20 protein-coding genes are annotated in these 21,187 nt (G+C 69.4%); 15 read left to right on the top strand and 5 right to left on the bottom strand.

Features of this window, described 5'->3' with window-relative positions; translation table 11 throughout:
* Positions 1-82: 82 nt before the first annotated feature.
* The 3 genes from ACNI65_RS01790 (at position 83) to ACNI65_RS01780 (ending at position 1,696) form a co-directional block, all read left to right on the top strand.
* Positions 83-757 carry a TetR/AcrR family transcriptional regulator gene (locus ACNI65_RS01790; protein ID WP_416760835.1) on the top strand — a complete coding sequence of 225 codons (675 nt, stop codon included), beginning with the start codon at positions 83-85 and terminating at the stop codon, positions 755-757.
* A 167-nt stretch (positions 758-924) separates the two neighbouring features.
* The gene (locus tag ACNI65_RS01785; protein WP_416760834.1) at positions 925-1,227 is read left to right on the top strand and encodes a hypothetical protein; all 303 of its coding nucleotides are present in this window, start codon (positions 925-927) and stop codon (positions 1,225-1,227) included.
* A 136-nt stretch (positions 1,228-1,363) separates the two neighbouring features.
* Positions 1,364-1,696 (top strand): hypothetical protein, encoded by a 333-nt coding sequence (locus ACNI65_RS01780; protein WP_416760833.1) that lies wholly within the window; start codon positions 1,364-1,366, stop codon positions 1,694-1,696.
* 109 nt (positions 1,697-1,805) lie between these two features.
* Here ACNI65_RS01780 and ACNI65_RS01775 read toward each other — a convergent pair whose 3' ends face one another.
* Positions 1,806-3,404, bottom strand: coding sequence for a wax ester/triacylglycerol synthase family O-acyltransferase (locus tag ACNI65_RS01775; RefSeq protein WP_416760832.1), 1,599 nt, complete (start codon positions 3,402-3,404; stop codon positions 1,806-1,808).
* A 170-nt stretch (positions 3,405-3,574) separates the two neighbouring features.
* Here ACNI65_RS01775 and ACNI65_RS01770 point away from each other — a divergent pair, with 170 nt between their 5' ends.
* Positions 3,575-3,826: an acyl-CoA-binding protein gene (locus ACNI65_RS01770; protein WP_416760831.1), complete on the top strand. Its 252-nt coding sequence runs from the start codon at positions 3,575-3,577 to the stop codon at positions 3,824-3,826.
* Between the two features lie 113 nt (positions 3,827-3,939).
* Here the strand turns inward: ACNI65_RS01770 and ACNI65_RS01765 are convergent, their stop codons facing one another.
* The 3 genes from ACNI65_RS01765 to ACNI65_RS01755 form a co-directional block, all read right to left on the bottom strand.
* Positions 3,940-4,086, bottom strand: coding sequence for a hypothetical protein (locus tag ACNI65_RS01765; protein WP_416760830.1), 147 nt, complete (start codon positions 4,084-4,086; stop codon positions 3,940-3,942).
* Between the two features lie 365 nt (positions 4,087-4,451).
* The gene (locus ACNI65_RS01760) at positions 4,452-5,522 is read right to left on the bottom strand and encodes an aminopeptidase (protein WP_416760829.1); all 1,071 of its coding nucleotides are present in this window, start codon (positions 5,520-5,522) and stop codon (positions 4,452-4,454) included.
* 16 nt (positions 5,523-5,538) lie between these two features.
* Positions 5,539-7,629, bottom strand: coding sequence for a molybdopterin-containing oxidoreductase family protein (locus ACNI65_RS01755; protein ID WP_416760828.1), 2,091 nt, complete (start codon positions 7,627-7,629; stop codon positions 5,539-5,541).
* A 202-nt stretch (positions 7,630-7,831) separates the two neighbouring features.
* Here ACNI65_RS01755 and ACNI65_RS01750 point away from each other — a divergent pair, with 202 nt between their 5' ends.
* The 6 genes from ACNI65_RS01750 (at position 7,832) to gshA (ending at position 14,500) form a co-directional block, all read left to right on the top strand.
* Entirely contained in the window at positions 7,832-8,965 is a 1,134-nt protein-coding gene (locus ACNI65_RS01750) for an ABC transporter substrate-binding protein (protein WP_416760827.1), read from the top strand.
* Positions 8,966-9,142: 177 nt separating this feature from the next.
* Positions 9,143-10,357, top strand: coding sequence for a M20 aminoacylase family protein (locus tag ACNI65_RS01745; RefSeq protein WP_416760826.1), 1,215 nt, complete (start codon positions 9,143-9,145; stop codon positions 10,355-10,357).
* A 44-nt stretch (positions 10,358-10,401) separates the two neighbouring features.
* Positions 10,402-11,004 carry a DUF1415 domain-containing protein gene (locus ACNI65_RS01740; protein ID WP_416760825.1) on the top strand — a complete coding sequence of 201 codons (603 nt, stop codon included), beginning with the start codon at positions 10,402-10,404 and terminating at the stop codon, positions 11,002-11,004.
* A gap of 220 nt (positions 11,005-11,224) precedes the next feature.
* Positions 11,225-11,839 carry a cysteine hydrolase family protein gene (locus ACNI65_RS01735; protein WP_416763547.1) on the top strand — a complete coding sequence of 205 codons (615 nt, stop codon included), beginning with the start codon at positions 11,225-11,227 and terminating at the stop codon, positions 11,837-11,839.
* 42 nt (positions 11,840-11,881) lie between these two features.
* On the top strand, positions 11,882-12,877 hold the full coding sequence (locus tag ACNI65_RS01730) for a GlxA family transcriptional regulator (protein WP_416760824.1): 996 nt from the start codon (positions 11,882-11,884) through the stop codon (positions 12,875-12,877).
* 159 nt (positions 12,878-13,036) lie between these two features.
* Positions 13,037-14,500 (top strand): glutamate--cysteine ligase, encoded by a 1,464-nt coding sequence (gene gshA / locus ACNI65_RS01725; RefSeq protein ID WP_416763546.1) that lies wholly within the window; start codon positions 13,037-13,039, stop codon positions 14,498-14,500.
* 12 nt (positions 14,501-14,512) lie between these two features.
* Here the strand turns inward: gshA and ACNI65_RS01720 are convergent, their stop codons facing one another.
* The gene (locus ACNI65_RS01720) at positions 14,513-15,004 is read right to left on the bottom strand and encodes an acyl-CoA thioesterase (protein ID WP_416760823.1); all 492 of its coding nucleotides are present in this window, start codon (positions 15,002-15,004) and stop codon (positions 14,513-14,515) included.
* Positions 15,005-15,162: 158 nt separating this feature from the next.
* Between ACNI65_RS01720 and ACNI65_RS01715 the strand changes: the two genes are divergently transcribed.
* The 5 genes from ACNI65_RS01715 (at position 15,163) to fur (ending at position 21,174) form a co-directional block, all read left to right on the top strand.
* Positions 15,163-16,893 carry an FAD-dependent oxidoreductase gene (locus ACNI65_RS01715; protein ID WP_416760822.1) on the top strand — a complete coding sequence of 577 codons (1,731 nt, stop codon included), beginning with the start codon at positions 15,163-15,165 and terminating at the stop codon, positions 16,891-16,893.
* A 120-nt stretch (positions 16,894-17,013) separates the two neighbouring features.
* On the top strand, positions 17,014-17,196 hold the full coding sequence (locus tag ACNI65_RS01710) for a hypothetical protein (RefSeq protein ID WP_416760821.1): 183 nt from the start codon (positions 17,014-17,016) through the stop codon (positions 17,194-17,196).
* A gap of 67 nt (positions 17,197-17,263) precedes the next feature.
* Positions 17,264-19,477, top strand: coding sequence for a TonB-dependent receptor (locus ACNI65_RS01705; protein ID WP_416760820.1), 2,214 nt, complete (start codon positions 17,264-17,266; stop codon positions 19,475-19,477).
* Between the two features lie 10 nt (positions 19,478-19,487).
* Positions 19,488-20,678, top strand: a complete 1,191-nt coding sequence (locus ACNI65_RS01700; protein ID WP_416760819.1) for a PepSY-associated TM helix domain-containing protein — start codon at positions 19,488-19,490, stop codon at positions 20,676-20,678.
* A gap of 31 nt (positions 20,679-20,709) precedes the next feature.
* Positions 20,710-21,174, top strand: a complete 465-nt coding sequence (gene fur, locus ACNI65_RS01695; protein WP_416760818.1) for a ferric iron uptake transcriptional regulator — start codon at positions 20,710-20,712, stop codon at positions 21,172-21,174.
* The last annotated feature ends 13 nt before the right edge of the window (positions 21,175-21,187 follow it).

Raw genomic sequence — 21,187 nt, 5'->3', positions numbered from 1 at the left:
GGGTCCGTCCCGTGCCCGCCTGGGGTCATGACAGAATGCGCCCACTCCCCGCACCGTCCACCCCACACCATTCCTCGGGCCCATGGCCACCAAGAAGCCGCGCCGCACCGCCGAACGCATCCTCGAAGTCACGCTGGACCTCTTCAATCGCTTCGGCGAGCCGAATGTCTCCACGACGCTGATTTCGGCGGAGCTCGGCATCTCGCCCGGCAACTTGTATTACCACTACCCGGCCAAGGACGAGCTGATCAACGCGCTGTTCAACCGCTACGACAAGGCCTTGTCGGAGCTGCTGGGCGCGGTGGGCAACGTGCGCAACGTGGAGGACGCGTGGCTGTTCTTCCACATGCTGTTCGAGCTGATCTGGCAGCACCGCTTCCTGTACCGGGATCTGAACGACCTGCTGTCCAAGAACCGCAAGCTGGAGACGCATTTCCAGCATGTGCTGGAGCAGAAGACGCAGGCGATGGTGGGGATGCTGGGCGGGCTGCAGGCGAGCGGCGCGTTGACGATGCAGGTGCGCGAGGCGGTGCCGACGGCCAATGCGATGGTGGTGTTGCTGAGCTACTGGCTGAGCTACGAATACGTGCGCGACCCGCGCAACGCGCTGGAGCCCGAGCGCGCCGGCGAGGCGCTGATGCGCGGCGCCTTCCACGTGCTGGGCCTGCTGCTGCCCTACCTGGAGCCGACGTCCCGCGACCACCTGTTCCAGCTCGCGGGGAAGTACCAGCCGCAGGCGGGTGGCGGCCAAGCCTGAACCCGAGAGTCCCACCTTCGGGACTCGATGCGCGTCTACCACTTGTCCGACGTCGATGACGTTGACTCGGATCGGTCAGCGAATCTGACCGAAATGAGCCATGCGGCCTCGGAGGGCGATGCCTAAGCTCCGCGAACGGTGGATGGACCACCGCTGGAGAGGCAACGATGTCGACCTGGAAATGGACCGCGCCCTGGTCCCCGGCCCACCTGATGCCGCGTTGGCGCGACTTGAGGCAGGCAGGGCCGCTGTCGTTCACGATCCGTTTCGGACTGCTGCGCGTGATGCCAACGATGGCCGCGCCGGTGATCGGGTTCCTGATCGCGCGGGGTACACCGATCTCGATTCCGGCCTGGGGCGTCATCGCGGCTGTGTACGTCTTCCTCTCCGTCATGTGGAGCTGCCTCACGTGGTACAGCTGCGAAGCGCGGTGGCACGCATCGACCTCGCCGGATGGCACACCGGACTAGCAGCAAGCCAAGGTCCGGTCCTCCGCAGAAACCCTGGATTCGTGCGAAACCGGACCCCCTGGTCGCGGATGGCGGGGACAAGCGGCACCCTATAAATTAGGGAGATCGCATCCACCGACACCAAGGGAACGACTCCATGACGCGCCTCCTGATCTCCGCTGCCCTGCTGGCCCTCATCGCCCCGCTGGCCCAAGCCGCCACCGCCGAGAACGCCGACGCCAAGGCCCTGCGCGCCGAGTGCGCCTCGCAGAACGCCGTCAAGTTCGACCAGGCCGCCGCCGCCAACGAGTACCGCTTCGTCTACAACCGCGGTGAATACCGCGGTGAAGCCACCTCGGGCCAGGCCGTCGCCTGCGGTCAGACCCAGTACGCCGAATACCTGGCCAGCGCCGATCCGGTCAAGGTGATGTCCGCCTACCCGACCGCCGCCGGCCGTCCGCAACCGGCCAAGAAGGCCGCTGCCAAGTAAGACCCGCTGACCTGGCCAGCTCCGCCGCGCGCTTCGGCAACGCGGCGGGCAACAGCACGAAAGCCGCCCTCGGGCGGCTTTTCTCATCGGCGGGCGAACGCGTCCGGGGTCAGTCCTTGTGCGCCCAGGGCAGCATCAGCGCGAGCGTGAGCAGTTGCTGGAACTCCGGATCGAAGTGGGCCACGATGCGCTCCGGATCCGGACATACGCCCGCATCCGCGATCAGCCCGAACTGCACCTGGCCCGCGTAGGTCAGGATGCTGATGCCCAGGCTCATGTCACCCGGCTGCGGCGCCCAGAACATCACCCGTTCCACCGCCGAGCCGCACAACTGCAGCGCCTGCGTCGGTCCCGGCACATTCGTCATCAAGGCCGTGGCCTTGCGCGACAAGGTCTTGAGCATCGCCCGCTGCGCGGCCTTCTCCACCGTGCCCGACGTGGCCATCAGACCCAGCGACAGCGCCGGTTGGAGGCTCTGCTTCACGGCCTGCGTCTGCGCATGCACCGCGTAAAGCCGCTTGGCCGGATTGGCGATGCCCACCGGCAAGGGCAGCGGCACCATGCCGAAGCGGTTGCCCAGTTGCCATGCCGTCTCGATCGGCCGCAGGTTGACCGGCACCAGCACGCGGATCTCCTGACCCTGCGTGTCGTCGCCGTGCTCGCGCAGGTAGAGCCCGATGGCGCCGGCCACACAGCTCAGCAACACATCGTTCACCGACACATTCATCGCCTTGCCGACCGCCTTGACGGCGTCCAGCGAGATCGGCGAGCCCCAGGCCACGCGCTTGGCGCGTCCGGCCTTGCCCTTGAGCCGCGTCTTGGCGTCATCGGGCGCGTCGGTCAGCGCGGCGGCGTCCTCGAGCACCTGGCGGCCCAGCCGTTCGGCCGGCGAGGCCTGCGGCTCGCCCTCCAGCGCGCGCTGCTGGATCTCGCGCACGGTCCATGCGTTGATCGGCTTGACCAGCGCGTCGGCCAGCCATTCCGGCTCGGCGGATTCGGAGACCGCCGCTGCCTGGGCCTTCGCGGCGCCCTTCGCCTTGCCCTTGGCATCAGCCCCGGCCGCGGCCTTCGATGCCATCGCGGCCTCGGGCGGCACGGCGCCGCCATCGGTGATGGACAGCAGCACCGCGATCAGCGCGATGCCGTCGGCGATGCAGTGATGCACGCGCGCGATCAGCGCGCTGCTGCCGTCGTAATGCTCGATCAGGTGGAGCTGCCACAGCGGCCGCGACGGATCGAGCGGCTCGGCGGCCAGTTCGGCGAGGCGGTCCTGCAGCGCGCCCTCGAGCGATCGGCCGCGCTTGCGGGCCAGCGGCTCGGCGACCACGTGGCGCGTGATGTCCACTTCCGCGTCCTCGACCCAGTAGGCGGCGTCACCGGACTCGACGACACGCTGACGCAGCCGGGGGAAGCGCAGCAGGCGCTCGGCGACGCGCTCGCGCAGCGGCTGCAACGCCAGGGCCGGCTTCAGGAAGAGCACCCCGTGGATGACCATCCGATTGGCCTCGGTGTCCAGGCGCAGCCAGGCGGTGTCGACCTTGGACATCGGCTCCGCGCCCGGCGGCAGGCCATTGGCGCCGTTGGTGCCGGAGCGCCGGGGCGCGGCCTTGGCGACCTTCGCGGCCGTGTCGGCCTTGGCGGCCTTGGCGGCCTTGGGCTTGGCGCTGCGGCGGGAGGACGGCGGGGTCGACACGGCGGGGGTGGGCAATGCGGTCTCCTGGGCGGGCGTTGTTCTGGGGACGGGGCGACGCAGTGCGGATGATGCGTCATCTAGAGAGGCAGCCCCAGTCGGCACCAGGGGGTGGGATGGGTAACATCGCGGCCGTCCGTCCCGATTGTCGCCAACGGGACGCCTGATCACCGCCACGGGAGACCCACATGAGCCTCAAGGACCAATTCGACGCCGCCGTCGCCGATTCCAAGACCCTGCCCGAGCGGCCGGACAACCAGACGCTGCTGAAGCTGTACGCGCTGTTCAAGCAGGCCACGACCGGTGACGTCGAGGGTGATCGCCCCGGCATGACCGACTTCGTGAACCGCGCCAAGTGGGACGCGTGGAAGACGCTGGAAGGCAAGACCAACGACGAGGCGATGCAGGACTACATCGACCTGGTCGAAGGCCTGAAGTAAGCCGTCAGGCGCCGGCACCCGCGCCGGCCATCGACACCGCATGAGGCCGCCCCGCAAGGGCGGCTTTGTTGTTTCTGGGCGCTCGACTACTCGGAATGCAGGGCCTTTGCATCTCAATGCACCTCCCAGACGGGCAGGCGACTGAGCAGGCCTTCGATCCAGATCCGGCCGCTGTCTCGCTTGACGACCACGTAGTAGCACTCGAACTGCATGCCCAGCCGACAGATGTCGTAGCCCGATGCGGTCCGACTGAAACGCAACTTGTCGGAGGCCAGCAGGTCGTACAGAGCCCTTTGCCTACCATACGGCCACCACTCCAACAGCTTGGCGGCAATCCTTGTCACATGCACTCCGCTGCCCCGCCTCGGAAGCACGAGGCCATGGAGACAAGCAGGCACCAGCTTGACGTGGCCAGGACGATTGCGGTTGGACCCGCGCCGCGACGACGCAGGATTCCGATTCAGATTGATCACGGGCGACTCCATCCAGAGCGAAGAAGCCGTCGACTCTAGGATCGCACCGCCTCGCCAGTCAGCAGCCGGGCATGACATATCGCAAGGGCTCAAAGCCTCCCCTCCTCGGAGGGGGGCTGTCAGCTCATCGACAGCGCCTCGTCAGCGAGATCTCACCGCCGCTCCAACTCTGCCCGCCGCTCGTCCTTCGACAGCTTGGCCAAGCGCTGCACCTCGGCATAGAAGCGCGGGAAGTCCGCGCCCTGGCGCTCGTACAGCCGGATGAAGTCCGGCACCAGGTCCGTGTAGCTGCCCTGGATCGCCAGCGCCGGCGTCGTCATCCCCTGTATCCATCGATCGAATCGCGCATCGCCGCCCCAGCGCTCGCACTTCATCGCGTCGTAGTCCGCGCGCAGCTGCTCGAAGGCCGCCGCCTTGCCCGCGCGCTTCTCGTCGTCGCTGGCCGTGCTGCGGAACACCTCCTGCAAGCGCGCCCGCGTCGCCTTCAGCAAGACCTGCACCTCGTCCTGGCGCTGACGCGACACCTCGTCCTCGCGCAGGGCCTCGGGCCGGTCCTTCAACCAGCGCGCCACGCCGATCTGCTCGACCGCCGTCGCGAAGCTCTCGTTGAACGTCGTGTCATCGCTGGCATACGCGACCTGGTGCGCCAGCTCATGGAAGATCATCCGCGCCAGCTGACCTTCCGGATAACGGATGAAGGTGTTCAGCAGCGGATCCCCGCCCAGCCAGTTGCTCCACCCCAACGACGAGTACGCGGGCACGCCGTACACGTAGGGCTCATAGCCCTCCTTGCGCAACTCCTGCGCGAGCTCGCGCGCCGCGTGCGGATCGAAGTAGCCGCGATACCCCGCGCAACCCATGATCGGATAACACCAGGTCTTGAGCTGCAGGCTCAGCTCGGGCGTGGCGACGACGTTCCACACGGCCGCGCCGCGCTTGAGATCGGCGTAGCGCCGATAGCTGTCGTTGTCCGGCAGCTTGAGCTCCGAGGACGCGAAGTCCCGCAGCGACCTGGACAGCGTCAGCTGTTGCCGGACCTCCGGATCGAGGTCGGGCTGCGCGAGCCACTCGTCCACCGGCTTGGCCGCGCGCACCAGCGACAGATGCCCCGACAGCGACTGCCCGTAATACGAGAGCTGCGCGCAGCCGCTCAGCGCGGTCAGCATCAGCAGCACCGACGCGCCCCACACCACGAGCCATCCGCGGCGCATCCTAGATGTCATCGGGCTCGTCATCGGATCAGGCCGCCGCCACCTCGACCAGGCAGTCGTAGAAGCACGGCGCGTTGCCCATGTCGGTGAGCCGCTGATGGGTGACCTCGTTGACGTTGCGCCCGTCCGCGCCCAGCTTGCGCCACCAGATGCCCAGACCGTGCACCACGCCCTCGCGGGCCCGCGCGCTCACGTCCAGGCGGCACGCATAGCTGCCGCGATCGTTGAACACGCGCACGAGCTGTCCATCGCTCAAGCCGCGCGTCGCCGCGTCGGCCGCGCTCATCTCCAGCACCTGCTCGCCCTCGATGTCGCGCAGGCTCTTCACGTTCACGAACGTGCTGTTCAAGTGATTGCGCGCCGGCGGCGAGATCATCGCCAGCGGATACCGCGCCGCCAGCGCCGGCGCGCTGGACCGGCTCTCGTAGTTGGGCACATGGTCCGCGCCGCGCGCATCGGCCTTGCCGTTGGCCGTCGGGAATCCACCCTCGGCGAACGGCGCCTCGGGCAGCGGCAAGGGGAACCAGCCGCGCTCGCGCAGTTGCGCCAGGTCCACGTCCTCACGCATCGCCTGACGCAGCAGCGCCTCGTCGTCATCGTGGAACGCGGGATCGTCGAATCCCATCGCCGCGGCCAGGTCGCGGAATATCCGCGTGTTCGAGCGGGCCTCACCCAGCGGCGCCACCGCCGGCTCGTTGACCAGCACGTCGGTGTGGCCGTAGCTCGTGTGGATGTCCAGGTGCTCCAGCTGCGTCGTGGCTGGCAACACGTAATCAGCAAGATCGGCCGTGTCGGTCATGAAGTGTTCGAGCACCACCGTCAGCAGGTCCTCGCGCTGGAAGCCCGCCACCACCTTGGGCGACTCGGGCGCCACCGCCACCGGGTTGCTGTTGTAGACGATCAGCGCCTCGATCCTCGGGCCGAACGCGGGCGAGGCCTCGCGCAGCAGGTCGTCGCCGATGGTGCTCATGTTGATGAGCCGGCCCGGACCTCCCGCGCGCAGCTCGGGACGCTCCAGCGCGGGGTTCTTGAACGGCGCGAACCAGCCCGAGCTCGACAGCAGCAGCCCGCCCGCGCGATGCCGCCAGGCGCCGGTCAGGCACGGCAGCAGCGCGATCAAGCGCACGGCGTTCCCGCCGCCGCGCACCCGCTGCATGCCGTAGTTCAGCCGGATCGCCGCCGGGCCGCTCGTCGCGCGGTCGCCGTAGTCGCGCGCCAGTCCGCGGACCTCGTCGGCGGTGATGCCGCATTCGGCCGCGGTGCGTTCGGGCGTCCACGCGAGCGCCTTGGCGCGCAGCTCCTCCCAGCCCTCGACATGCCGCGCGATGTAGTCGGCATCGAGCCAGTCATGCGCGATCAGCTCGTGCATCAGCCCCAGCGCCAGCGCGCCGTCGGTGCCCGGCAGCAAGGCGATGTGCTGATGGCACTTGTCGGCGGTCTCGGTCTTGCGCGGGTCGATGCAGATCAGCTTCGCGCCTTCGCGCTTGGCCTGGTTGGCGAAGGTCCAGAAGTGCAGGTTGGACGCGATCGAGTTGCTGCCCCAGATCAGGATCAGCTTCGCCTCGGCGAAGTGCGGCAGGTGCATGCCGACCTTGCGTCCATACGTCGCCGCCAGCGCGGCACCGCCGGCCGAGGCGCAGATCGTGCGGTCCAGGCAGGACGCGCCCAGCCGGTTGAAGAATCGCCCCGCCATCGCCTCGCCCTGCAGCATCCCCATGGTGCCCGCGTAGCTGTAGGGCAGGATGGCCTGCGGATCGCGCGCCGCGATCGCGCGCAGGCGGCCGGCGATCTCGGCGAGCGCCTGATCCCAGCCGATGCGCTCGAACCGCGGCGCCTCGTGCTTGGCGCTGACCCGCTTGAGCGGATGCAGCACGCGCTCGGCGTGGTAGGTCCGCTCCGGGTAGCGCGAGACCTTCGTGCACAACGCGCCGTGGGTGCTGGGATGTTCGGGTTGACCCTGCACCTTGATGACCTTGCCGTCCTCCACCGTGATGCGCAGCGCGCAGGTGTCCGGACAATCGTGGGGACAAGCGCCCTTGACGACGCGCGTTCCGGCGCGGCTTGCGGCATGCTGGGCGTGGGCCGGATCGGCAGTGCCGGCCTGTGGTGGGACGTTCACGGCAAGTTCGGAGAGGACGGACGACATGCGTCAACTATTGCACAGGCACCACACGCTTGCGTTTTCTTACCGAACGCGGCGATAACGCGAGACGAATCAGCCGCTAAGCTCGCGCGCCAGGGGGCCGAAATAGGTCGTGTCGAGTCCCCGCGCGCAGCCCCTGCGCCGCCACAACATCTATCGCACCCCCTGGGAGCCCCTCTTGGATCGCCGCCAACTCCTCGCCACCGCCAGCGCCCTGGGCGCGCTCGCCACCCTCCCCATTCCGTCGGCCGTCCGCGCTCAAGGCAAACGCCTCGTGCTGGGCCAGTCGGCGCCGCTGACCGGCCCGGCCGCGCAGCTGGGGCTGCAGATGCAGGCCGGCGCCAAGCTGTTCTTCGACGCCCAGAACGCAGCCGGCGGCATCAACGGCACGATGATCGACCTGCGCACGCTGGACGACGGCTATGAGCCCGACCGCTGCAAGGCCAACACCGAAAAGCTCATCAAGGACGACGTCTTCGCGCTGTTCGGCTACGTCGGCACGCCGACCTCGCTGGCCGCGCTGCCGCTGGTCAACCAGGCCAAGATCCCCTTCATCGCCCCGTTCACCGGCGCCGAGTCGCTGCGCGATCCGCTGAGCCCGTGGGTCTATCACGTGCGGGCCTCGTATTACGACGAGACCGCGCTGATCGTGAAGCAGCTGACCCAGCTGGGCCTGATGCGCATCTCGGTCTTCCACCAGAACGACGCGTACGGCAAGGCCGGCCTGGACGGCGTGCTGCGCGCGATGAAGCCGCTGGCGATCTCGCCGCAGGCGACCTCCACCGTCGAGCGCAACAGCGTCGAAGTGGCCAAGGCCGTCAAGGACCTGGTGCAGAACGGCGCGCCGCCCGAGGCGATCGTCATGATCAGCGCCTACAAGAGCTGCGCCGCGTTCATCCGCGCCGCGCGCAAGGCCGGCTACGGCGGCGTGTTCTACAACGTGTCCTTTGTGGGCACGCAGGCGCTGCTCGAGGAGCTGGGCCCGGACGCCATGGGCGTCGTCGTCAGCCAGGTGATGCCCTACCCGTTCGGCTCGCAGGTCGGCGTGGTCCACGAGTACCAGCAGGCCGCCACCAAGGCCGGCCAGAAGTTCAACTACACCGCCATCGAGGGCTACATCGGCGCGAAGGTTCTCAGCGAGGGCCTGCGCCGCATGACCCGCCCGACCCGCGAGGGCCTCGTGGCCGCGCTGGACACGCTGGCCAACTACAACGTGGGCGGTTTCAACGTGAACTTCCGCCCCAACCGGCATGTGGGCTCGAGCTTCGTCGAGATGACCATGCTGACCAACGACGGGCGCGTGAAGCGCTGATCCGCCCGCTGCGGCGCCTCGGCGCTGATCGCCCCGGGGGCGACGCGGCGGCCGGCACCGGGACGGTGCCGCGGGTACACTGGTCCGACACAGCGGCGCCGCCCTGAGCGGCGCCGCGGCCTTTCTGGCTCGCGGCAAGCCCGACGCGCTGTCGCGACGACATCGGAGTGCCCGCACATGAAGCTGATCGAACCCATCCTGGCCGACGCGCCGGCCATCGCCAAGCTGCGACGCGACCTGCACGCGCATCCGGAGCTCTGCTTCCACGAGGACCGCACCTCGGACGTGGTCGCGAAAGCGCTGACCGACTGGGGCATCGAGGTGCACCGCGGCCTGGGCAAGACCGGCGTGGTCGGCATCATCCCGGGGCGTGACGGCGGCAAGAGCGGCCGCACGCTGGGCCTGCGCGCCGACATCGACGCGCTGCCCATCACCGAGCACAACACCTTCGCCCACGCCAGCAAGCACCCCGGCAAGATGCACGCGTGCGGCCACGACGGCCACACCGCGATGCTGCTGGCCGCGGCCAAGCACCTGGCGGCGCACCGCGACTTCGACGGCACCGTCTACGTCGTGTTCCAGCCCGCCGAGGAAGGCGGCGGCGGCGCCCGCGAGATGATCAAGGACGGCCTGTTCACGAAGTTCCCGATGGAGGCCATGTTCGGCGTCCACAACTGGCCGGGCATGGCCGCGGGGCAGTTCGCGCTCAAGACCGGACCGGTCTTCGCGTCGAGCAACGAATTCAAGATCGTGATCAAGGGCAAGGGCGCGCACGGCGCGATGCCGCATCTGGGCACCGACCCGGTGGTGGTGGCCGCGCATCTGGTGCAGGCCTTCCAGACCATCATCACGCGCAACAAGCGGCCGATCGACGCGGGCGTGATCTCGGTGACGATGATCCACGCCGGCGAGGCCACGAACGTCATCCCCGAGAGCTGCGAGCTGCAGGGCACGGTGCGCACGTTCACGCTGGAGACGCTGGACCTGATCGAGCGCCGCATGCAGCAGATCACCGCGGCCACCGGCGACGCGTTCGAGGTGAAGTGCGAGTTCTCGTTCCACCGCAACTACCCACCCACGATCAACCATCCGGCGGAGACCGACTTCGCGCGCGGCGTGCTGACGGAGATGCTGGGCGCCGCGAATGTGCAGGAGTTCGAGCCCACGATGGGCGCCGAGGACTTCAGCTACTACCTGCAGGAAGTGCCGGGCTGCTACTTCCTGATCGGCAACGGCGACGGCAGCCACCGCGAGGGCGGCCACGGCCTGGGGCCCTGCATGCTGCACAACCCGAGCTACGACTTCAACGACGATCTGATCCCGCTGGGCGGCTCGATGTGGGTCCGGCTGGTCGACGCGTGGTTCAAGCAGCCGCGCCCGGCCAAGGCCTGATCAGCCCCTCGCATTCCCTTCCTCGACATCCAGCCCCACGCCCGATGACCACCGCACCGATCGCGCCCGACCAAGAGAAGACCGTCCGCGAGGACACCCGGCGCTGGCTGCAGCGGGCCGTGATCGGCCTGAACCTGTGCCCCTTCGCCAAGAGCGTGGAGGTCAACCAGCGGCTGCGCACGGTGGTCAGCACCGCGCGCACGCCCGAGGAGCTGCTCAAGGAACTGGCGCATGAGCTGCTGTCGCTCAACCGCGCCGATCCGGACGAGGTCGAGACGACGCTGCTGGTCCATCCGTGGGTGCTCAACGACTTCCTGGACTTCAATGATTTCCTGGGCGCGGCCGACGCGCTGGTCGAGGACCTGGAGCTGGACGGCGTGCTGCAGGTCGCGAGCTTCCATCCGGACTACCAGTTCGAGGGCACCGACGCGGACGATGTGGACAACCTGAGCAACCGCTCGCCGTATCCCACGCTGCACCTGCTGCGCGAGGAAAGCATCGAACGGGCCGTCGAGACGATGCCCGACACCGACGCGATCTACGAGGCCAACATCGACACGCTGCGCCGCATCGGCCGCAAGGGCTGGGACGCGCTGGATCTCGAACCCAAGCTCCCGCTGTCGCAGCGCACGACGCGCGAGGACTGACCCGAGCCCTCACCCCTCCCTCTCCCGCTGCGCGGGCGAGGGCGATCGACCGACGCCTGTCTTACCCCCTCGCCCGCGAAGCGGGAGAGGGCGGGGCTGAGGGCTCGATGACGAGCTCAGTGCGATGTCCTGATTTGACCGAAACCGGTCCAGACCCGGCGCGACGCCGGGCCGTGTCGCCGGCACGATGAGCACCATCAACCACCCGATGGAGCCCTCGATGACCACGACCTTCCCCGCCGCCACCGCCGACACCGCCGTCCTGCTGATCGACGTCCAGGAGTCCTTCCGCCACCGCCCGTACTGGGACGTCGCTGGCTTCGACGCCTACATCGCTCGCACCAACGCGCTGCTGACCGGCGCCGCCGAACGCGGCTTGCCGATCGTGCGCATCCTCCACACCGACGGCCCGGCCACGCCGGACAACCCGTTCTCGCTGGTCAGCGGCCATGTGCGTCCGATGGCCGAGCTCGCCGAGGTGCCCATCGCCGCCGAGTTCCTCAAGCGCCGCCACAGCGCGCTGGCCGGCACGGGCCTGTCGATCTGGCTGACCGAACACGGCATCCGCCGCCTGATCGTCGCGGGCATCCGCACCGAGCAATGCTGCGAGACCACGACCCGCCACGCCAGCGATGAAGGCTGGACCGTCGATTACGTGACCGAGGCCACCCTCACCTTCCCGATCCGCCACGCGAGCGGCGTCATCGTCGGCGTGGACGAGATCAAGCTGCGCACCGAGGTCGCGCTGCAGGACCGCTTCGCGGAGATTGTCACCGTGGAGCAAGCCCTGGCCCGGGCCGTCAACGCGCGAGCCCCGCTGGCCCAGGCCGCCTGAGCCGCCAGCGACGCCAGAACCGCCAGAGCGCATACTGCGGCGATGTCCGTTTCCGCCCGCCCCCACGCGCCCATCGACGTCTGGATCCTCGTCGAGCGCCACACGCTGCTGCTGGACCTGGCCGGCGCCGCCGAGGCGCTGCGCCTGGCCAACCAGGCCTTGCGCCGCCGTGGCGACCCGGAGGCCTTCCGGCTGCGCTACTGCTCGGCGGCCCCGGCCGCGCTGAGCTCCGTGGGGCTGACGCTGGCGGCGCTCGAGGCGCTGCCCGAGCTCGGACCGCGCGACTGGCTGATCCTCAGCGGACGCCGCCATGCCCATCCCGACGACCCGGCGCCCGGCATCGACGAGCGCGAGGAGGAACTGCGCATCGAGCGCTGGCTGCACCGCGAGGGCACCGCGCTGCTGGCGAGCGGCCAGGGGCGGCTGCTCAGCATCTGCGCGGGCGCCCTGCTCGCGGCGCGGGCCGGGCTGCTCGACGGGCGCCGATGCACCACGCACCATGAATCGCTGGACGCGTTGCGTGAGGCCGCGCCCGCCGCCGAGGTGCAGGCCAACCGCGTGTTCGTGCTCGACGGCCCGCTGGCCAGCAGCGCGGGCATCACGGCGGGGATCGACCTGGTGCTGGCGCTGATCGCCGAGGCCTGCGGCGAGGCGATCGCCGCCACCGTGGCGCAGGTCATGGTGGTGTATCTGCGCCGCGGCGCGCAGGATCCGGAGCTGTCGCCGATGCTCGCGCACCGGCATCACCTGCATCCGGCGCTGCACCGGGTGCAGGACGCGATCTGCGGCGATCCGCGCGCGGACTGGAGCCTGGCGCGGATGGCCGGCGTGGCCCACGTGACGCCGCGTCACCTGACGAGGCTCTTCACGCAGCATGGCGGCACGACGCCGCTGGACTACCTGCGCGCGATCCGGCTGGAGCTGGCCCGGCGCGAACTGGCCCGTGGCACGCGGCCTGCCCAGGCAGCGATGGCGGCGGGCTTCAGTTCGGACCAGCAACTGCGGCGCACGCGGCGCCGGCTGAATGCCGACAGTTGAGCGTCGCTGAGCGCATTTCCTTAGCACAAGCGATAGAAATCGGAGTCAAGCGGGATTCGTGCACTTCTGGTAACTTGCGCGCCCACATCGAACGAGGAGCGGGTTTTGAGCGATTGGCTGAAGCGACTGGAGGCCCTGGATCCGGCACGACTCGCGGGCATGCGCCGCGGCGTGGAGAAGGAGAGCCTGCGCGCGTTGCCGACCGCCTCGCTGGCGTTGACCCCGCACCCGACCGCGCTGGGCTCGGCGCTGACGCACGAGACCGTCACCACCGACTTCAGCGAATCGCAGCTCGAGCTGATCACCGGCGTGCATCCGTCCGCCGAGGCCTGCGAGGCCGAGCTCACCGAGATCCATCAGGCCGTGCACCGCAGCCTGGGCGATGAGGTGATGTGGGCGTCGAGCATGCCCTGCCAGTTGCCGGCCGACGAGACCATCCCGATCGGCCGTTACGGCGCGTCCAACATCGGCCGCGCCAAGAGCGTCTATCGCATGGGCCTGGGCCATCGCTACGGCCGGCGCATGCAGACGATCTCGGGCATCCATTACAACTGGTCGATGCCGGGGCTGGACAACGCCGACCACTTCGCGCTGATCCGCAATTTCCGCCGTCATTCCTTCCTGCTGCTGACGCTGTTCGGCGCCTCGCCCGCGCTGTGCGCGAGCTTCGTCGCCGGACGCGAGCACGGTCTGCAGCCGCTGACCGACGGCACGCTGCACATGCCCCATGGCACCTCGCTGCGCATGGGCCGGCTGGGTTACCAGAGCGACGCGCAATCCTCGCTCTCGGTCAGCTACAACAGCCTGGACGGCTACGCCGCCTCGCTGCAGGACGCCTTGACCCGCCCCTACCCCGCCTATGAGCAGGTCGGCGTGATGAATCCCGGCGGCGAGTACAACCAGCTGTCGACGACGCTGCTGCAGATCGAGAACGAGTTCTACGGCACGATCCGCCCCAAGCGCACGATCCGCTCGGGCGAGCGCCCGCTGCATGCGCTGCGCGAGCGCGGCGTCGAGTACATCGAGGTCCGCTGCATGGACCTCGATCCCTTCGAGCCCGTGGGCATCGCCGCGAGCACGATGCGCTTCCTGGACATCTTCCTGCTGCACTGCTGGCTGACCGACAGCCCTGACGACACGCCGCAGGAACTGGGCGCGCTGGCGCGCAACCAGCACCGCACGGCCTCGGCCGGCCGTGAACCGGGCCTGAAGCTGGAACGCCGCGGCGGCGAGGTCTCCCTGCGAGACTGGGGCCGCGAGCTGCTGGCCGAGTTCGCGCCCATCGCGCGCAAGATCGATGAGGCGCTGGGCGGCTCGCTGTATCAGGAGGCGCTCGCGCAATCCGTCGAGCGCTGGGATCGTCCGGACGATCTGCCCTCGGCGCGCGTGCTCGCCGAGATGCGCGCGGGTCATCGCTGCTCGCACCTGGACTTCGTCGCGGCGCGCTCCATGGCCGCGCGCGACCACGTGCTGGACCTGCCGGTCGCCGAGGGCCTGATGGCCCGATTCGAGCAATCGGCGCGGGCCTCGCTGGACGCGCAGGCCGCGATCGAGGCGGCCGACACGATCGATTTCGAGACTTTCCGCCAGCAGTACCTGGATCCCGCGCAACTGCGGGGTTGATCCGCTCGCCGGTCAGCCCGGCAACGTCGAGCTGCGCAGCTCGTCGTGACGCTTCTGCAGTTCCTGGCGCAGCTTCTTGCGCTCGAGCGCGGCGTCCCAGCGGCGCTTCTCGTCGGGCGTGCTCGGCGACAGCGGCGGCACGGGCACCGGACGGCCGTCCTCGCCCACCGCCACCATCGTGAAGAAGCAGCTGTTGGCGTGGCGCACCACCTGGTCGCGGATGTTCTCGGTGACGACCTTGATGCCGATCTCCATCGACGAGGTGCCGGTGTAGTTCACCGAGGCCAGGAAGCTGACCAGCTCGCCGACGTGGATGGGCTGGCGGAACATCACCTGGTCCACCGACAGCGTCACCGTGTAGCGGCCCGCGAAGCGGCTGGCGCAGGCGTAGGCCGCCTGGTCGAGCAGCTTGAGGATGGTGCCGCCGTGCACGTTGCCGGAGAAGTTGGCCATGTCCGGCGTCATCAGCACGGTCATCGTCAGTTGATGGGAAGGCAGGTCCATGGCGAAGGCTCCGGAGCGGGAAATGGGAGGTGCGAAGTGGCGCCATGGTGCCAGAGTCATGCCAGGGTCGCGGGCCGCCGCGGCGGATGCGCGCGCCTCTCTCTTCCGGTGCTTGCCGCTGACACCTGCGTCGGTTAGGGTGCGCGGCAGGAGGTCCCATGGCCCAGGTCCAGCAACCCAACATCGTGGAAACCCGCGGTGCCCAGATGTTCCCCGCGCTCGGCGTCGCCGACATCGCGCGTGTCGCGCGCTTCGGCCGTTTCCGGCGCTATTCCCAAGGCGAGTGGGTCGTGCGTGCCGGCGAGGCCGGCATGGGCATGATCCTGATCCTCAGCGGCGAGATCACCGTGTCGCAGCGCGACAGCCTCGGCCACGTGACGCCGATCCATCGCCACGGCCCCGGATGCTTCCTCGGCGAGGTCGGCCAGCTGAGCGGACGCCCCTCCTTCATCGACGCGCTCGCCGAGACCGAGGTCGAGGCCGTCGACGTCAGCCCGCCGCAGCTGCGGGCGCTGCTGATCGCCGAGGCCGATCTGGGCGAGCGCATCACCCGCGCCTTCATCCTGCGCCGCGTGGGCCTGATCGAGGCCGGCGCGAGCGGTGCGACGCTGATCGGCCGCGCCAAGTCGCCGCCGGTGATGCGGCTGCGCAGCTTCCTGGGCCGCAACGGCCATCCGCATCAGCAGCTGGATCCCGACGAGAACGACGACGCCAAGGCGCTCGCCGCGCAGTACATGACCGAAGGCGTGCAGATGCTGGTCATCTGCCCCGGCGGCGAGGTGCTCGTGGATCCGAGCGACGACGAGGTCGCGCGCTGCATGGGCATCGTCGACATGCGCGAGCGCACCGAGCTCTACGACGTGGCCATCGTCGGCGCGGGTCCGGCGGGGCTGTCGGCGGCCGTGTACGCGGCGTCCGAGGGCTTGTCCGTGCTGGTCGTGGACTGCCGCAGCTTCGGCGGCCAGGCTGGGGCGAGCTCGCGCATCGAGAACTACCTCGGTTTCCCCACCGGGATCTCCGGCCAGGCGCTGGCCGGGCGGGCGTTCGTGCAGGCGCAGAAGTTCGGCGCCGACATGCTGATCCCCGCCAAGGTGACGCGCATGAGTTGCGAGCGCCAGGGGCAGGAAGATGAGCTGCGGCTGTCGCTCGAAGACGGCCGCACGGTGCGGGCGCGGACCGCGGTGATCGCCACCGGCGCGCGATATCGCCGCCCGGAGATCGACGCGCTGAGCCGCTTCGAGGGGCGGGGCGTCTGGTACTGGGCCTCGCCGATCGAGGCGCGCATCTGCGCCCGGCAGACGGTCGTCATCGTCGGCGGCGGGAACTCGGCGGGTCAGGCGGCGGTGTTCCTCGCCAACCACGCGGCCAAGGTGCTGATGCTGATCCGCGGCCCGGGGCTGGCGGCGACGATGTCGCGTTACCTGATCGACCGGATCCAGGGCACGGCCAACATCGAGCTGCTCCCGCACCAGGAGATCTGCGACCTGCAGGGCGGCGACGCGCTGGAGACCGTTTGCTGGCGCGACCGGCGCACCGGTCAGGAACGCCAGCTTCCGGTGCAGCACCTGTTCCTGTTCATCGGCGCGGAGCCCGAGACGGGGCTGATCTCCGCCTGCGGGCTGGAGCTGGACGGCGCCGGCTTCATCACGACCGGCCGGGCCTGTGCCTGCCCGCTGTCGGAGTACAAGCCGGAGCTGCTGGAATCGAGCATCCCGGGCGTGTTCGCCGTCGGTGACGTGCGGTCGGGCTCGGTGAAGCGGGTGGGCGGCGCGATCGGCGAGGGGGCGCAGGTCGTGGCCAGCATCCACCAGTACCTCGCTCGCCAGGACGCCGCCCGGGCGGAACGCCTCAGCCCCGCCGCCGTCGCCGCGGCCAGCGCCACGGTCTGAACCTCTCCGCCCGGGCGCGCAGCCCGGGCCGTGGTCCCGTCATCGCCCTCCCCCTCGCCCGGCCAAGGGCCTTGGCCCTAGAATGCGAATAATTGTTATTTGCACGCTAGGCGCTGCCCGATGCTTTCCTCCGAATCCCGCCGTCTGTGGCTGTGGCCCCTCGTCCTGGGCCTGCTGAGCACGTCCGGCCTGCTGACGGCGCTGGTGTCCGACGACTGGGGCGACGTCTGGTCCTGGGTCGGCCTGGGCGTGCCGGTGCTCGTCATCGCGTGGTTCTCCTGGCGTCGCAGCCCGTCCCGCTGAGCGCCCTTCCCCACGGCCCCCGCCCCGTTTCCTCCTCCCCAAGAAGAATTCCGCAAGGTCCCCGTCCATGAACCGCTTCCCGCTGCGCCCGCTGGCGCTCGCCATCGCCCTGGGTCTGCCCGGCCTCGCTTCCGCCCAGACCGCGCCCGCCGCCGCCCCCGACGCCCAGAAGCACGACCCCACCCAGCTGCCCGCCGTCACCGTCAGCGCGACGGCCGACAAGCAGGGCCTGTCCAAGGCCTACGCCGGCGGTCAGGTCGCCCGCGGCGGCCGGGCCGGCATCCTCGGGACCAAGGACAACCTGGACACCCCGTTCTCCATCACCGCCTACACCAACGACCTCATCCAGGACCGCCAGGCCAAGAGCGTCGCCGAGGTGTTGCAGAACGACCCCGGCGTGCGCGCCGCGCGGGGTTTCGGCAACTTCCAGGAGGCCTACTTCATCCGCGGCTTCATCCTGAATTCCGATGACGTCGCCTACAACGGCCTGTACAGCCTGCTGCCGCGCCAGTACATCGCCTCGGAGCTGTTCGAGCGCGTCGAGGTGCTGCGCGGCGCGTCCGCCTTCCTGATGGGCGCGAGCCCCGGCGGTAGCGGCATCGGCGGCAACATCAGCCTGCTGCCCAAGCGCGCGCCGGTGGAGCCGCTGACGCGGGTCACGGTCAACGCCGGCAGCGGAGGTGCGGGTGGCGCGGCCATTGACGTCGCCCGCCGCTTCGGTCCGGACAAGGCCACCGGCGTGCGCTTCAACGCCGCGTACCGCGATGGCGGCACCGCCGTGGACGATGAGAAGGCCAAGACCAGCGTCGTGTCGCTGGGCGTGGACTGGCGCAGCCGCGACGTGCGCCTGAGCGCCGACCTCGGCTGGCAGGACAACCAGCTCAAGCAGACCCGTCCCAGCGTCACCGTCAACGGCCTGACCGCGATGCCGGCGCTGCCCGACACCAAGACCAACTTCGCCCAGCCCTGGACCTATTCCAACGAGCGCGACACCTTCGGCACGCTGCGCGGCGAGTGGGACCTGAACGACGCGGTCACCGCCTGGGCCGCCTACGGCGCGCGCCGCAGCAAGGAGCAGAACCGCCTGGCCGGCGTGACGCTCTCCGACGCCGCCACCGGCGCGGGCAGCTATTACCGCTTCGACAACGGCCGCAAGGACAGCGTGGACACCGGCGAGGTCGGCCTGCGCGGCAAGCTGCGCACCGGCGCGATCGGTCATGAATGGGTCGTGTCGGCCTCCGTGTTCTCGCTGGACACGAAGAACGGCTACGCGATGGACTTCCTCAACACGCAGCCGACCAACCTCTACGCCCCCGTCTACGGCGCGCTGCCGGCCTTCTCGGGCAGCGTCTACGCCGGCAACAGCGTCGACGATCCGCGGCTCAACACCCGCACCCGCAATCGCAGCATCGCCATCGGCGACACGCTGTCGCTGCTGGATGACTCGCTGCTGGTCACGCTGGGCCTGCGCCATCAGAAGCTCAAGGTCGACTCGATCGCCGCCACGGTCAGCTTCCTGGGCACGGTCACGCCCGGCGGCGCGGTCACCACCTACGACCAGAGCAAGACCAGCCCGGTCGCGGGTGTCGTCTACAAGCTCTCCAAGCAGCTGACGGTCTACGGCAACTACATCGAAGGCCTGAACAAGGGCGACAGCCTGGCCGCGCAGAACGGCCAGCCCGCGCGCGACCTGGCGCCCTACGCCTCGAAGCAGAAGGAAGTCGGTCTGAAGTACGACGGCGGCCGGCTGGGCTTCGGCGCGGCCTTCTTCAGCACCGACAAGCCGCGCGCCGTGCTGGCGCAAGGCACCGCGCAAGGCGAGGACCGCCATCGCGGCGTGGAGCTGACCGCCTTCGGCCAGGCCTCGCCCGACGTGAAGGTGCTGGGCGGATTGACCTGGCTGGACGCCAAGCAGCACGACACCGGCGTGGCCGCGACCGAAGGCAAGCGCACGCTGGGCATCCCGCGCGTGCAGGCCAACGTCGGCGCGGAGTGGGAAGTCCGCGCGGTCCAGGGCCTGGCGGTGGACGCGCGGGTCGTGCACACCGGCAAGGCCTTCGCCGACAGCGCCAACACGCTGAGGGTGCCGGCCTGGACGCGCCTGGATGCCGGCGCGCGTTATGTCTTCGAGGTGCAGGGCACGCTGCTGACGCTGCGCGCGCGCATCGACAACCTGACCAACCGCAAGTACTGGGCGTCCGCCGGCGGCTACCCCGACCAGAGCTACCTGGTGCTCGGCCAGCCGCGCAGCTTCAACCTGAGCCTGGCGGCCGACTTCTGAGGACCCGACGATGCTGAGCTCGCGCGCCATCCGCGTCTGGACCTGGCTCCACAAGTGGACCAGCCTCGTCTGCACGCTGTTCATGCTGCTGCTGTGCCTGACGGGGCTGCCGCTGATCTTCCATCACGAGATCGGCCACCTGCTCGGCGACGAGATCGAGGCGCCGGTGCTGCCCGCGGCCATGGACAAGCAGCGCGTGCCGCTGGACGTCATGGCCAAGGCGGCCCACGCGGTGCATCCGGAGCGCGTCATCCAGTACGCCGGCGAGAACGAGGACGACCCGCGCCTGTGGTGGTTCACGCTGGGGCCCACGCTCGCGCCGACCGCGGACTTCAAGTCCGTCGCCGTGGATGCGCGCACCGGTCTGGTCGTTCGCGAGTACCGCGTCGGCGAGGGCTTCATGGACCTGATGCTGCGGCTGCACGTGGACATGTTCGCGGGCCTGCCCGGCAAGCTGTTCCTCGGCTTCATGGGCCTGCTGCTGCTGGTCGCGCTGGTGAGCGGCGTGGTGCTGTACGCGCCGTTCATGCGCAAGCTGGACTTCGGCGCGGTGCGCAAGGACCGCTCCACGCGCGTGAAGTGGCTGGACCTGCACAACCTGATCGGCATCGTGACGCTGGTGTGGTGCTTCGTCGTGGGCGCGACCGGGATGATCAACACCTGGGCGGACCTGCTGGTGAAGTACTGGCAGTACACCGAGGTCTCGACGCTGCTGGCGCCTTATCAGGGACAGCCGCTGCTGGCGACGCAGGACCGCGGTCCGCTGCAGGCCTCGCTGGACACGGCGATGCATCACGGCCAGCAACGCAAGGTCTCGTTCATCGCGTTCCCGGGCACGGCGTTCTCGAGCCCGCACCACAACACGATCTTCCTCAAGGGCACGACGCCGCTGACCTCGCGCCTGCTGCAGCCGCTGCTGGTGGACGCGAAGACCTCGCAGCTGACGGCCGCGCCGGAGCTGCCCTGGTACCTGACCGCGCTGCTGGTCTCGCAGCCGCTGCACTTCGGCGACTACGGCGGCATGCCGATGAAGATCCTGTGGGCGCTGCTGGACATCGCGACCATCGTCGTGCTGGGCAGCGGCCTGTACCTGTGGCTGCGCAAGCCGCAGGGCGCGCGCAAGGGCGCCAAGGCCACCGGCGCGACCGACGCGTCCACGGACCTGGACGACCCCAAGCATCCCGAAACCGCGGCCGCCTGATCGCCAGTCCGCACGATCATCCCTTCCGCACATGCCTGACTCGCACAAGCCTGATTCGCCCAAGCACCAGATCGAGAGCCTGCAATCCAGCGGCCTGAAGGCCACGCTGCCGCGCATCAAGGTGCTGCAGATCTTCGAGCAATCGGACCAGCGCCACCTCAGCGCCGAGGACGTCTACCGCCAGCTGCTGCTGGATGGGGCGGACATCGGCCTGGCGACGGTGTATCGCGTGCTGATGCAGTTCGTGGAGGCCGGCCTGCTGGCGCGCCAGCACTTCGAGTCCGGCAAGGCGGTGTTCGAGCTCAACTCCGCGCAGCATCACGACCACATGGTCTGCCTGGCCTGCGGCCGGGTGGAGGAGTTCTACGACGCGGGCATCGAGCAGCGTCAGCGCGAGATCGCCGAGGAGCGCGGTTACGAGCTGGTCGAGCACGCGCTCGCGCTGTACGGGCTGTGCTCGAACCCGGCGTGCCGGGCGAAGCGCGGGGGTCGCTGAGGAGGTTCAGCGG

It is taken from the genome of Roseateles sp. So40a, assembly GCF_048081605.1.
Lineage (GTDB): Bacteria > Pseudomonadota > Gammaproteobacteria > Burkholderiales > Burkholderiaceae_C > Roseateles.
Note: the sequence above shows the minus strand (reverse complement) of the source record. Positions and strands in the feature narration are given on the sequence as shown.